This window comes from Gemmatimonadaceae bacterium, from assembly GCA_036003045.1.
Taxonomy (GTDB): domain Bacteria; phylum Gemmatimonadota; class Gemmatimonadetes; order Gemmatimonadales; family Gemmatimonadaceae; genus JAQBQB01.
Genome location: DASYSS010000007.1, coordinates 1 through 13,813 on the forward strand (window position 1 = coordinate 1; position 13,813 = coordinate 13,813).

Below are 13,813 nucleotides of genomic sequence, written 5' to 3' on the forward strand. Positions count from 1 at the left end.
CACGATGACCCGGCTGGTGTCGGCGCTGATCATCCCGGGCGCGTTGTTCGCCTGGGGGCCGCACGACTCGAGCTTCATGGTGCTGTTGAGCGGCGCTATCGGCATCGCGCTGGGTCTCGTCGCGCCGCCCGCGTTGCTGGAGCGTATGCGCCGGCTGCGCCAGGAGCGGATCGTCCGTTCGATTCCGGATACGCTTGACTTGCTGTTGGTTTGCGTTGAAGCGGGGGTGAGCCTCGACGCCGCGTTGTTGCGCGTCGGCCGCGAAATGGTGCTGTTGCATCCCGAATTGGCCAACGAGCTGTTGACGATGAACCGGCGCATGAACGCCGGTATGCGGCGTGAAGAGGCGCTGCACGGTCTCTACGAACGGACCGGCGTCGATGAGTTGCGGTCGCTCGGCTCGAACATGATTCAGAGCGAGCGTTGGGGAACGTCGATCGCGAAGGTGCTGCGCGTGTACTCGGAGTCGCTGCGGCGCAAGCGGCGCCAGGCGGCCGAGAAGAAGGCGGCGGTGGCGGCGACGAAGATGGTGTTCCCCTTGGCGTTGTTCATTCTTCCCGCGTTGTTCGCGGTCATCGGAGGCCCGGCGGTCATCGCGATCGGCCCGGTCTTCGCGGCGATGGGCCAGTAAGATCGGGGGCGATCATGCAAAGGCTCAAAATGAAGTTGTCGAATCGGAAGGGATTCACGCTCATCCTGTCGGCGCTGTTGATCTTCGTGTTCATCGGGGCGGCGGCGATGGCTGTCGACGTTGGACACATCCAGATGCGCCGCGCCGAGCTTCACGCGGCGGCCGATGCCGCGGCGTTGGCGGGGATCGAGAAGTTCGCCGCGTCGGACGACGCAGGCCAGGCTCTGGCTGAAGCGCAGCTCTTCGCCGGGAAATTCAAGGCCGACACGACGACGTTGTCGCTTGCTGCCGCCGATTTTACTCTCGGCCACTGGGACTCAGGCACCGGATTCGCGGCTGGTGGCACCCCGACCAACGCCGCGCAAGCGATAGTTCGGTATACGGGACCGCTCACCTTCGCACCGGCGCTTTTCGGACACATCACCCAGCACGCCGGGTTGGCGAGGTCGATCGCGATCGGCGTGCCGAGCAAGTCGGTGACGCAGTCGACGTGCGTCGCGCCCGTCGTGCTCTCGTTCGGGGACCTGCTTGCTCAGCTCGGGCTTCCGTCGAATACCACGACGCTCACGCAAGCCGATATCAACAATCTCATGAACGCGACCGCCGCGAATGCGGTCACTTTGGGCATTCCGAACGGCAGCCAGGTCAACTCTCTGAACAACGGGTTGTTCTACCAGGTACAAATGCCTCCGGTGTTGACTGCGGGGGGGGCGACGCAGAACGGCCAATCGCCAAGCGCTTCGATGTTCAAGAATGCGTTCACGTGCACCGGTGGCAATGCCGCGGTGGGCGTCGGCGACTGGCTCGCCATCATCAACGGCCAGGACGCGAACCAAGCCAAGCAGGGAATGGACAACGCGAACGGCGGCACCTATCCGACGACGATCGAGGTGGCGCTGACCGGCAACTATTCCAATACCGTGACCCCAGTTTGCGCGTCGGGCGGCTCGGTCAAGGGGTGCCTCCAGGTCCTGTACCTTGGAGCGTTTACGGTCACCCAGGAACCCGACTCAAAGGGCGTGGTTGGGTATTTCACCACGGCTGATCCCAAGGCGGGCGGCATAACCGGCACGGGCACATCGCCCGGGCCACTGGCGCTCGTAAAGACTCGATTGGTTTTTTGATCGATATCAGGCGCACGTAGGACAATCGCCGAAGCATGGCGGAGCTGATTTCTCCGGTTGTAGCCCCTGGAAGGCACGTGACCGAACTCGCTGACACGCAGGACCAAATCGTTTGTCCGTCGTGTGAGAGTCCTGTGGATCCGCGTGCCGTCGTATGCGGAGTCTGCGGGGCCGTGCTCGCGAGCGGCATCGAGAGCGAGCAGGCCACGGAGCTCCTTCGCAAGCTCCGCGACGCGTTGCAGGGAAGGTACGTGCTCGGAACCGCGATCGGTCTCGGACGGGCGGGGATCACCATTCGCGCGCGCCGCCAGAGCGGCTCGAATCGCGACGTCGCCATCAAGGTCGCCTGGGACGATCCGATCGCGCGGCGCGACTTGGCGCGCGAGGCCGACCTCGCCGCGCAGGTCGTGCACCCGAACGTGCTGCCGATGACGCGCATCGACATCGCGCCGCCGCTCGTCGCGGTCGAGATGCCGCTTGTCGAAGGCGGAACGCTCGGCGATCTGATCGACTCCGGAACGCAGGTGCCGTATCAGCGCGTCGTCGAAATCGTCCGCGGCATCGGCAAGGCATTGGACGAGGCGCACGAGCGCGGCATCGTCCACGGCGCGCTGCGTCCGGAGAAGATCCACCTCGACCGCGACGGCAACGCGATCATCTCGGGCTTCATGCTCGGGCAGTTCCCGAGCGGAGACCGCGACGCACCGCTCCCGAACTCGATCGGTTCGCCGGCATACACGGCGTTCGAGCAGCGGCACAACCTGCAAACGATCGATGGTCGCGCCGACCAGTTTTCGCTCGCCGTCACCATATACGAGGTGCTGTGCGGACGCCGCACGTGGCGCCTTCCAGCAGACGGCGTGCTCGAGATCGACGCGATCGAGATCGTCCCACACCGGGCGATCGCGCCGGCCGTGCCGCTGAGCGCGGGCGCCGCGATCAAGCGCGCGACGTGGAAGGACCCGAGCTACCGCTACGACACCATCAGCGATTTCATCGCCGGTCTTACGGGCACGGCGCTCGAAGGCACGCCGGCGGAGCAGTTGGCGAAGGTGGACCGCAGTGACATCAAGCGCCGCTCGCCAGTGTGGATTCTCGCGCCGCTCGCGGCGCTGATCATGCTCGCCGTGGGCGTTCGTCCAGACGTGAGGAAGACGGCCACCCACTGGTGGCACGTCGCGTTCACGGACAACACGATGTTCTTGCCCGGCGGGAGCATCTCGGGCCCCAGCGTGGACCCGAGCGCTCCGCCGACAATGCCCAGCCCCGACATGGGCCAGTCAAACCGCAAACAAGGTGAAGGCGCCCCGAGCAACACGCGCGTCGGCGACGAGACGCAGCGAGTGGGGCCGGCCGCGGGACCCGATCGCACATTCGATCCGTATCCCAAAGGGCCGCTGCCGAGAGGCGAGACGTCGGTCGACTCCAAGCGAATCGACGATCCGAAGTCGAAGGGCAGCTCCCGATCGCAAGACGGATCTTCGAAGTCGGGCAGCGGACGAACGAGCGGTTCGCCGCGAGTTTCGGTCGACGCCGGCGCCGTGTCGCGCGACGGTGGGAACGGATCGCCGACGCTCGCGGGCGACCCGATCAACGCCGGCCCCAACGCCGGATTCGTCGCCGTGTCGGCGGCGAATGGAGACGGCGTGTCGGTGTACATTGACGGAATTCTTCGCGGCAAGGCGCCCTTCATTTTTCGAGCGTCGCCAGGCAAACACGTCGTATCGGTGCGCGGAACCGGAAACTTGTCGTTCGGGTCGATGTCCGTGACGATCACGGCACGCGATACCGCGCGCGCCGTCTTCTCGCCCAACGCAGGTCGTCCCTAACAACCGATGCGGTCCCCGGCGTTGATGCGTGCGGCATGCGTCGCGGCGCTCGTCGTTGGAGCGTTCGCTCCGACTATCGCCGCGGCGCAGCGCATTGCGCCGCTCCCCAAGCCCTGCCACGTCGACGGCACCGAGCTCACGCGGCTTCCGCAACGAATGCCCGGTTCGGTCGCCGTATCGATCTTCGCGTCCGATTCCACCGACGCCGCGGGCGAGCTCGCGGGCGGCCTCGCCGACGTGATCGCGAACCGCATCGGAACGTCGATTCCGCGCATTCTCGTCATCGGCCGACGCGCGCAACGACGGCTGGTCGTCGTCGACTCGAATACCGCGCGCGCGATGGCCGACAGCCTCGGCGCGACCTATGTGCTCGCCGGGCGCGTGAGCGACGGACTCCGCGGACGCACGGTGTCGTTCACGCTCTACAACGGCGTGACCGGCCGGGCGCTCATGTATCGCACGCTGCCCCACGACTCCGCCCACGTGATGCTCGTCGAGCAGAACGTGTCGGCGCAGGTCGCGGCGCAGATCGTCGGCAAGCTGCGGCCGCAGGAGCAACGCGCTCTCGATAAGGTGCCTGACGTCAGCGCAAAGGCGTACGACGCGTACGTGCGTGGGCAGGGAGCGCGCGACCTATGGGCGTTCGGCCGCGCCGCCGGGTACTTTCGCGAGGCCGCGCGCCAAGCGCATGGCTTCGCCCCCGCGTACGCCGAGCTCGCGCTCGCCGATGCCGAGGTGCTTCACCGCGGCGTGAACTCGACGCTGGCCGCCGACGTGCTGTTCGAGTTGCGCAGCTCGGCGAGCCACGCCATCGCGCTCGATTCGACGTCGAGTCTGTCGTGGCGCGCCGAGGCGCAGTCGCGCATCGCGCAGGGGCGCGCGCCGACGCTGTGGCGGCGCGCGTTCGAACGCGCCATCGCCGCGGATTCACGCGACCCCGCCGCCTTCGAGGACTACGGGCTCGCGCTGATTCGCACCGGCGACCGCGAGGCGGGCCGTTCGATGCTCGAGCGCGCACTCGCGCTGGAGCCTCAGCGCGCACCGCCGATCGCTGCGCTGGCGAGCCTCGCGATCGCTGACCACCGCGACGGCAGCGCGTGCACGCTCCTGAACCAGGCGATCATTGGCGACGTGTTGTTCGCGCCGGCGTGGGCGCAGCGTGCCGTCGTGCGCGCCCGCCACGGCGACCTGCGCTTCGCGTGGGCCGACGCCGAGACCGCGACGCAGCTCGGGGAGGGATACCTGGGCGAGTCCGCGGGGGCGATCGTGGACTTGATAGCGCGTGACACGTCGCGCGCGCGCGACCGCCTCACCAACGAGTGGACGCAGGTGAAGGCCGCCGGCGTTGTCGGAGTTCTCGACGGCACGTCGATCGCCCGCGCGCTCGTCGCGGCCGGTCAGGCGAATCGCGCGCTCGACGTTCTGGAGCTCGCGACGCCGCGCGGACCGTGGCTCCTCGCCGCGCTCCGCGACCCGGGCTTCGACTCGATCCGCGACGACAAACGATTCCGGGCTCTCACGGCCCGGCAGTGACCGATCTGCGGATCGGAAAGGATCGGGTCCGCCTCTACGGAGTCGGGCTCGCCCTGATCGGTCTGTCGCAGCTGCGTTTCGTCTCGAGCGTCGGGCACTACTGGGACTGGCCCGATTTCTATGTGGCTGGTGCTACGGCTGGTACGCGGGCTCTGCTCGATCCCGCCGCGCACGCGGCGTGGGGCACGGCGCACCAACTTCCAGTCACCGCGTTCGCATACGCGCCGGGTTTCGCGTGGTTGCTCGCGCCGGCGGCACACCTGTCGATCCCGTGGGGATTCGCGCTCAACGCGATTCTCATGTCCGTTGCGGCAGTCTTCGCCGCGTTGTTGGCGTCGCGCGTGTATTCGATCGATCGCGCACAGGCGACGTACATGACCATCGGCTGGGCCCCGGTCACGGCGGCGGTCGTCACGGGGCAAAACAGTCCGCTCGGGTTGCTCCTGTCGCTCGTCGCCATTGACGGACTGCAAAGTGACGACGCGCTGCGAGCCGGACTGGCCGTCGGCGCGCTCGGCTACAAGCCGACGTACGTGCTGCCGTTCGGACTGCTGCTTCTTTTGTATAGAAAGTGGAAAGCGCTTGGGGTCGTGGCGGCGTGCGGCGTGGGGTGGTATGTCCTGAGCGCTTACGCCGCGGGCGGCGACTGGATGTGGCCGAGGCCGTATTTGGAGTCGGTCGCGAGTTACGTCGGGCCGGATTTCGCGTACAACCGTGCCAAGGCGGTGAGTTTGCCGGGCGTGCTGATGGTCGCCGGTGTCTCGTCGAAGGTCGCATTCCCACTCGGAATGGCGCTGCTCATCGGCGCGCTTGTGTGGCTGCGGGTTCGCGGGGCTGACCTGGTGCAGGCGGCTAGTTTCGCGGGAGCCATTGCGGTCGCGACGAGTCCGCATGCGTGGCCGTACGACGCGGCGGTGGCGTTACCGGGTTTGTTTTGGATAGCCGCGAAAGGGCAGGAGCCGGCGAGGACGAGGGCGATCGTGGTGGCGTACGCGGTGGCGCCGACGTGGTTGGCGGCGCATGTCTTGGGATTTGATCTGTTTGCGATCGTGGTAATTGGAGGAGCGGCGTGGGTGGTTGGGGCGAGTGGGAATCGGCGAAGTGAGGAGGGCCTAGGGCCGAAACTGCCGAACGCCGAAACTTCCTGAAAAGCCGAAACGGCCGAAAGCCGAAGAGGCGAAACTTCCGAAAGCCGAAACTGCCGAACGCCGAAACTTCCTGAAAGCCGAAACTGCCGAAGGCCGAAGAGGCGAGGCGGCCGAAAACCGACACTGCCGAACGCCGAAAACTGCCGGGGGCCGAAGCTAACCTCGCCGCGAATCGGCCGCCGGGAGTTTCGGAGTTTGGCAGTCTTCGGTCCTTGGCAGTCTCGGAGTCTCGGAGTTCGGCAGTCTCGGAGTTCGGCCATTTCGCTCTCCTAGTACCGAAGCCCTCGAATCATCCACACGATCGCAACGCCACGACTCGTGAGTCGACGGTAATCGCGCGCCGCTAATTGCTCGATGCGGTACGAGAGTCGGATCCAACCGAGTGCTTCCTCGCACTCGGATCGAGCCGTCCGGTAACTCCGCAACCGATCCCGACCCGGGCCCCGGCCGTAACCCTCGATGAGGTTCGAATAAACGGAACCGGCAGCGCGACGCACTTGATCGGCATAGAACGGCCGCCCGCCGAAACAACGGTTCACATCGACCGCGAAATCTTCCGCCGCATCGATCACGCGCAACGTCCCCCGTGGAGGCATGGGCCAAGTTTGGGGTCGCCGAGGGCGCCGCGTACCATCACTGCATTGCGAGTCGTAGTGAAAATTGCCCGACTCCGAAACTGCCCAAGTGCGAGACTTCCCACCTCCGAGACGGCCAAACTCCGAAACTGCTGTAGGTTCGGAGTTCGGCAACTTCGGAGTCAGACAGTTTCGGAGTTCGGCAGTCTCGCACTCTCGGCGTTCGGCAGTCTCGGAGTTCGGCAGTCTCGGCGTTCGGCAGTCTCGGCGTTCGGCAGTGTCGGAGTTCGGCAGTCTCGGAGTTCGGCAGTCTCGGCGTTCGGCAGTCTCGGCGTTCGGCAGTCTCGGAGTCCGGCAGTCTCGATTCCGGCAGTTTCGGAGTTCGGCAGTCTCGCTCCATGTTTAGCCATGCCCAAACCCGTCATTCTCGCCGTCGACGACGACCCCGAGGTCCTGAACGCCGTCGACCGTGATCTTCGGGCGCATTTTCGGACCGACTACCGCGTCATAAAGGTCGGCTCGGGGCGTCAGGCGGTCGACACGACGCTCCAGCTCAAGCAACGGGGATCTCCGGTCGCGCTCTTTCTCGTCGACGAGCGCATGCCGGAGATGTCGGGCACGCAGTTTCTCGCTGAGGCGAAGAAGCTGTATCCCGAAGCGCGCAAGGTTCTGCTCACGGCGTACGCCGACACCGAGACCGCGATCCTCGCCATTAATAGGATCGGGCTTGATCATTATTTGCTAAAACCTTGGGAGCCGCCGACGGAGCGGCTGTATCCGGTGCTGGACGACCTCCTCGCCGATTGGCGGGCGACGGTGCGGCCGTCGCAGGACGGGCTGCGCGTCGCGGGGACGTCGCTGTCGCCGACGAGCTACGCGCTCAAGGATTTTCTGTCCGGCAACGGTGTGCCGTACCAGTGGATCGACCTGGACTCGGACCCGGCGATGCGGGCGTTGGTCGAGGCGATGCCGGACGGGTTGCAGAAGCTGCCCGTCGTGCTGTTCCCCGATGGCACGACCATGGTGCAGCCGACGCCGCTCGAGGTCGCCGAGCGGCTGGGGATGCAGACGCACGCGAAGTCGAAGCAGTACGACTTCATCGTGATCGGGGGCGGGCCGGCGGGTCTCGCGGCGTCGGTGTACGCCGGCTCCGAGGGGCTGCGCACGATTCTCGTCGAGCGTTACGCCACCGGAGGACAGGCGGGCACGAGCTCGCAGATCGAGAACTACCTCGGGTTCCCGAGCGGCGTGAGCGGCGCCGACCTCGCGCGCCGTGCGACGACGCAGGCGAAGCGGTTCGGCGTCGAGGTGGTCACGGCGCAGGACGTGGCGTCGATCGAGCGGCGCGATCCGTATCGCGTCGTGAAGTTGTCCGACGGTTCCGAGGTGCAGGCGAAAGCCATCCTCATCTCGTCGGGAATGGAAGTTCGAAGACTCGACGTTCCAGGCATCGAAGGGCTCGTCGGAACTGGTGTGTTTTACGGCGCGGCACTCACCGAGGCGGCGACGTATCGCGACCGCGACGTCTACGTCGTGGGCGGCGCGAATTCGGCGGGGCAGGGCGCGATGTTCTTCTCGCGCTACGCGCGCCGCGTGACGATGCTCGTGCGAGGCGAATCGCTCACGTCGAGCATGTCCCAGTATCTGATCGACCGCATCGCCGACACGAAGAACGTCGAGGTGCTCACACGGTCGGTCATCACCAGCGTGCGCGGCACAGGCAAGCTCGAGTCGGTCACGATCTCGGATCTCGCGGCAGGCACGTCGCGCGAGGTGCCGGCCGACGCGCTGTTCATCTTCATTGGCACCTCGCCGCGCACGGATATGGTCGCGGGGCTCGTCGAGCGGGACGCGCAGGGCTTCATCCTCACGGGGCGCGATCTCATGGTCGACGGGCATCCGCCGCAAGGTTGGCCGCTCACTCGCGATCCATTTTTGTTCGAGACGAGCGTGCCGGGCGTGTTCGCCGCGGGCGACGCGCGCCGCGGATCGGGTAAGCGCGTCGCGGCGGCGGTGGGCGAAGGATCGGCGACGGTGAGCATGGTCCACGAATATCTGGAGACGGTCTGATGCCCAGGACCCATCCCGCCACTCGAGACGAAGTCATTCAACTGCTGCTCGCGCACCGGACGCTCGGCGACGCGCCGCGCGAGGAGCTGGAGTGGCTCGCCGACCACGGCGAGCTGCGCGACTACGAGATCGGCGACGTCTTCATCCAGCCCGATGCGCTTCCGACGGAGATGATCATCGTCTTTGCCGGCGACGGGGCGGTCTACGTCGAGCGGGGCGGCGAGAAGAAGAAATTCCTCGAATGGCGCGCCGGCGACGTGACGGGAATGCTCCCGTACTCGAGGATGAAAAAGGCGCCGGGTGTCTCGAAGACCGAACATCCGCTGCTTGGTCTCGTGATCAACGTCAGTTGTTTTCGCGAGCTGACCGTGCAGTGCCCCGTCGTCACCGAGCGACTCGTGCACATCATGATCGACCGCGCGCGTCAGTTTTCGGCCACCGATTGGCAGCTCGACAAGCTGGCGTCGCTGGGGCGTCTCTCGGCGGGGCTGGCCCATGAGCTGAACAATCCGGCGTCGGCTGTCGCGCGGGCGGCGCGCACGCTCGTCGACAAGCTCGCGAAGGCCGAGGCGGCGGCGCGCGAGCTGGGGGCGTTGAACCTGGGAGAACGCGAGATCACGCTAATCGACAACATGCGGGAGGGGAACGCGTTTCCGCGGATGACGGGAGTTTTTTCGGCGATCGAGCGGGCGGACCGCGAAGAGGAAGTGGGTGAGTGGCTCGACGCGCACGGCGCCGATCCCGACACCGCGCAGAGCTTGAGCGAGAACGGGGTGCCGGTGTTCGCGCTCGATGACCTCGCGCGGGCGGTTCCCGACGAGGCGCTCGACACGGCGCTTCGCTCGGTGGCCGCGGGTGTGACGACGCGCTTGCTGGCCGAAGACATCGAGCGCGCCGCGACGCGGATTCACGACCTGGTCGGTGCGATCAAGCGCTTCACCTACATGGACCGGGCGACCGTCCGCGAGCCGGCCGATATCTCGCAGGGCGTTTCCGACACGATCGCCGTGCTGGGGTCGAAGGCCAAGGCGAAGTCGGCCTCGGTGCGCATCGACATTCCGAGTGATCTTCCGAAGGTGGGCGCCTACGGCGGCGAGCTGAATCAGGTGTGGTCGAACCTCATTGACAACGCGCTGGACGCGTTGCCCGAGCAGGGCGGAGAAATCACGGTCAGCGCGCGCCCGGACAACAATGCGCGCGTCGTGGTGCGGATCGCGGACAACGGCTCGGGAATTCCCGCGGATGTCCTGCCGCGGATCTTCGATCCTTTCTTTACGACGAAGCCGATGGGGCAGGGGACGGGGCTTGGGCTTGATATCAGTCGGCGGATCGTGGCCTCGCACGACGGAACTATTGACGTGGATTCCAAGCCGGGGAAGACGGAATTCAGGGTGTCGCTGCCGGTGTTGAAATGACGCCCTGGTACCGAAAACTGCCGACGCCGAGACTGCCAAGCTCCGAAACTGCCGGACGCCGAAACTGCCGAGCTCCGAGACTGCGAGACTGCCGATCCCCGAAACTGCCGAACTCCGAAAACTGCCAGACGCCGAGAGGGACCGAGTTTCGGAGTTGGGGAGTTCGCGGGGGTTGGAAGTTTCGGAGTTGGGAAGTTTCGCAGTCTCGGAGTTCGGAAGTTTCGGTGTTCGGAAGTCTCGGAGTTTGGTAGTCTCGGAGTCAGGCCGTTTTCGCCTTACTGTTTGATTTATGCGTTCTTCTCCCGCTGACCTTTCTCCCGACGAATTCCGCGCAGTCGGCAAAGCTCTCGTCGACCGCGTAGCGGATTTTCTGGCCACGCTGCGCGATCAACTCGTGGCTCCGGACACGACTCCCGCGGCGGTGCGTGCAAGAGTGGGGGCGGACGCGCCGGTTCCGCGCGTCGGCATTCCGGCTTCGGAAGTGCTCGAGCGCGCGGCGGATGTGTATCTGTCGGGCTCTACGCTCAACGGGCATCCGCGGTTCTTCGGCTACATCACGTCGTCCGCGTCGCCGATCGGCGCGTTGGCCGACATGCTCGCCGCGACGGTCAACGCGAATGTTGGCGCGTGGTCGTTGTCGCCCGTGGCGACCGAAATCGAGCGGCAGACGGTGCGGTGGATCGCGGAGCTGATCGGATTTCCGACCGACACCGGCGGAATTCTGGTGAGCGGTGGCAACGTCGCGAATCTCGTGTGCTTCATCGCGGCGACGCGCGACAGGGCAAGGACGGATGTTCGGTCGCACGGCATTGCGAGCGGTGAGCGCCTGGTCGTGTACGCGTCGAGCGAGGTTCACACCTGGCTCGAAAAAGCGGCCGACATCTGCGGACTGGGTCTCGACGCGGTGCGTGCCGTTCCGGTCGACGCTGGGCGTGCGATGCGCACGGACGCGCTGCGAGAGCAGATCGAGCGCGATCGGCGCGAGGGCTTTCGCCCGGCCGTCGTCGTTGGCACCGCCGGCTCGGTCGGCACGGGCGCGATCGATCCGTTGCGCGAGATCGCCGCCATCGCGAAGGAAAACGATATGTGGTTCCACGTCGACGGCGCGTACGGCGCCCCGGCGGCGGTTCTCGACGACGCACCGCCGGAGCTTCGCGCGATCGCGGTTGCGGATTCGATTGCCGTCGATCCACACAAATGGCTTTACGCGCCGCTCGAGGCGGGGTGCGCGCTGGTTCGCAGCCCCAGTGCGCTGCACGACGCGTTTTCCTTTCACCCGACGTATTTCCGGTTCGAGGGCGACGCCAGTGATCCACCGACGAACTACTACGAGTGGGGCCTGCAAAACTCCCGCGGCTTCCGCGCGCTCAAGGTCTGGACGACGATCCAGCAAGTTGGACGCGAGGGGTATCAGCGAATGATCGCGGACGACATCGCGTTGTCGCGCGAGATGCATCGCCTCGCGAGCGCGGAGCCCGAGCTCGAGACGTTCACGCAGGGTCTGAGCATCAGCACGTTTCGCTACGTCCCGAACGGTTTCGATCGGGCGGCCGCCGGTGCGAACGACTATCTCAACGCACTGAACGCCGCTCTGCTCGAACGGGTACAGCTCGAGGGGACGACCTATCTCTCCAACGCGGTCCTCGACGGGGCGTTCGCATTGCGCGCGTGCATTGTAAACTTCCGGACCACGTCGGCCGACGTTCGGGCCGCCATCGACGTGATCCTTCGCCTCGGCAGGGTGGTTGACGCGGACCTGCGCCCGTCAAGTCTTGGCGGGCGGGGTCCCATGCGTCCCGCCGAAAAGGCTGCTCCGGTTCCTTCAGCGACGTCCCAATAGCGGCCGGAAAAGTTTCCGAACACATTGAAGGGCTTACACGTAGTACATTCGTGAAGCCTCGAAAATCTTTGTGAACACGATGATCGGATTGCGACACCTCTCCCGTCGCGCACCGTTGCCGGTTTTTGCCGTCGCGCTGTCGTCGCTGGGCATTTCCGCCTGTGCCAAAAAGCAAGAGCGTGCTCAACGTCCCGTGGCGATGGTTTCCGTCGTCGCCGCGCGCCGAGCCACTGTCCCCTACATCATCGAATCGAACGGAATCGTGACGCCGGTTCAGACCGTCTCCGTCACGCCGCAGGTCGATGGAATCATCCAATCGGTGGATTTCGCCGAGGGGCAGGAAGTCCGGACGGGACAGCCGCTCTTCCATATCGACTCGCGGCCGTATCAGAACGCCTACAACCAGGCGGTCGCGGTTCTGGCGCGCGACAGCGCCACGTGGGCGGCCGCCGACGTAAACGCGAGGAGATACAAAGATCTCCTAGCGGCCAAAGTCATCACGCCGCTCGAGGCGGAGGCGCAGTTCACCTCTGCCGCGACTGCCGTCGCGACGCTTCAGTCGGATCACGCCGCGGTCGAGCAGGCGAGGTTCAACCTCGACAACGCAGTCGTCCGCGCGCCGATCGGCGGCCGCACGGGCAACGTACTGGTCAAGCGCGGCAATCTCGTTCGCTCGGGGGCGGCCACACCGTTGGTTGTGATCAACCAGGTGCGCCCGATCTACGTTCGATTCTCGATTCCGTCGTCCGAGCTGCCGTTGGTCCAGCAGTACGGTGCGGGCGGCGGCCTTGCGGTCGCGGCAGTACCCAGCGGGGTGGCTCCGGCGACCCCGTCGATCGATTCGCTGGCCGCGGCGGCAATGAACCCGGTCAACGACCCGCCAGGTCAAGACGGCGGCGGCTTTTCCGGAAGCCCCGGCGGCAAATCGGGGGGGGGAGGACGCGGTCGACGCGGTGCCGGCGGCCCATCGTCTGGGCCCGGGCCGTCAGCCGGCGGGTCAGCGACCGACGGCGCGTCCGGCGGGGCCAACGGAACAGTCGGCACGCCGCGCGGGGCGCAGCAAGCCGGAAACACGACGCAGCCTGGCGCTCAATCAGCGGCGGGCGCCGGCGTCGCTGGACCGCCCGTCGGCGAACGCCTGATGGGCAAGCTTTCGTTCATCGACAACGCGATCGACACGTCGACGCAGACGGTGCAGCTCAAGGCCACCTTCGACAACACAAACGGCCGGCTCTGGGCGGGGCAGTTCACGGCGACCTCCCTCCATCTGTTCGACGAGGACGGCGCCCTGGTCGTGCCGACGCAGGCCATCGTGAATGGTCAGCGCGGGACCTACGTGTACGTCATCGATCAGGCCGACACGGCGAGGCAGCGTGGCGTCGTCGTCGAGCGACAGGAGAGCGGGCTTGCCGTCATCGCCAGCGGAATTCACGATGGTGACCGTGTCGTGACGGACGGCCAGTCGCGTCTCACGCCCGACGCGCCGGTTCGCATTCGCGGCGCCAATGATATGGGCGGTGGTGGAGCCTCCGGCAGCGGCCGGCGCGGCCGAGGAGGAAAGGGCCGTGCGGGTGGTGGCGGCGGCGGGGGCGGCTCGGGGGGCGGACAGCCGAGCGGCAACGGAGGCGGCACGGGCAGCCGTTAGAGG

General features: G+C 66.3%; 9 protein-coding genes. All 9 read left to right on the forward strand.

Going from position 1 to position 13,813, the window contains the following annotated elements; genetic code table 11:
* The coding region (locus VGQ44_00735) for a type II secretion system F family protein (protein HEV8445312.1) at window positions 1-631 on the forward strand (631 nt) is incomplete at its 5' end.
* Between the two features lie 14 nt (window positions 632-645).
* Entirely contained in the window at window positions 646-1,755 is a 1,110-nt protein-coding gene (locus tag VGQ44_00740) for a pilus assembly protein TadG-related protein (GenBank protein ID HEV8445313.1), read from the forward strand.
* 77 nt (window positions 1,756-1,832) lie between these two features.
* Window positions 1,833-3,584: a protein kinase gene (locus VGQ44_00745; GenBank protein HEV8445314.1), complete on the forward strand. Its 1,752-nt coding sequence runs from the start codon at window positions 1,833-1,835 to the stop codon at window positions 3,582-3,584.
* Window positions 3,585-3,608: 24 nt separating this feature from the next.
* Window positions 3,609-5,117 (forward strand): hypothetical protein, encoded by a 1,509-nt coding sequence (locus VGQ44_00750; protein HEV8445315.1) that lies wholly within the window; start codon window positions 3,609-3,611, stop codon window positions 5,115-5,117.
* Window positions 5,114-6,265: a glycosyltransferase family 87 protein gene (locus VGQ44_00755; protein ID HEV8445316.1), complete on the forward strand. Its 1,152-nt coding sequence runs from the start codon at window positions 5,114-5,116 to the stop codon at window positions 6,263-6,265. Before VGQ44_00750 ends, VGQ44_00755 begins: the two co-directional genes overlap by 4 nt.
* Before the next feature lie 983 nt (window positions 6,266-7,248).
* Window positions 7,249-8,910, forward strand: a complete 1,662-nt coding sequence (locus VGQ44_00760; protein ID HEV8445317.1) for an FAD-dependent oxidoreductase — start codon at window positions 7,249-7,251, stop codon at window positions 8,908-8,910.
* The gene (locus tag VGQ44_00765) at window positions 8,910-10,325 is read left to right on the forward strand and encodes an ATP-binding protein (protein HEV8445318.1); all 1,416 of its coding nucleotides are present in this window, start codon (window positions 8,910-8,912) and stop codon (window positions 10,323-10,325) included. The genes VGQ44_00760 and VGQ44_00765 overlap by 1 nt, the downstream gene beginning before the upstream one ends.
* A gap of 289 nt (window positions 10,326-10,614) precedes the next feature.
* Window positions 10,615-12,165, forward strand: coding sequence for an aminotransferase class V-fold PLP-dependent enzyme (locus VGQ44_00770; GenBank protein ID HEV8445319.1), 1,551 nt, complete (start codon window positions 10,615-10,617; stop codon window positions 12,163-12,165).
* Window positions 12,166-12,244: 79 nt separating this feature from the next.
* Window positions 12,245-13,810, forward strand: a complete 1,566-nt coding sequence (locus VGQ44_00775; GenBank protein HEV8445320.1) for an efflux RND transporter periplasmic adaptor subunit — start codon at window positions 12,245-12,247, stop codon at window positions 13,808-13,810.
* Window positions 13,811-13,813 lie beyond the last annotated feature (3 nt).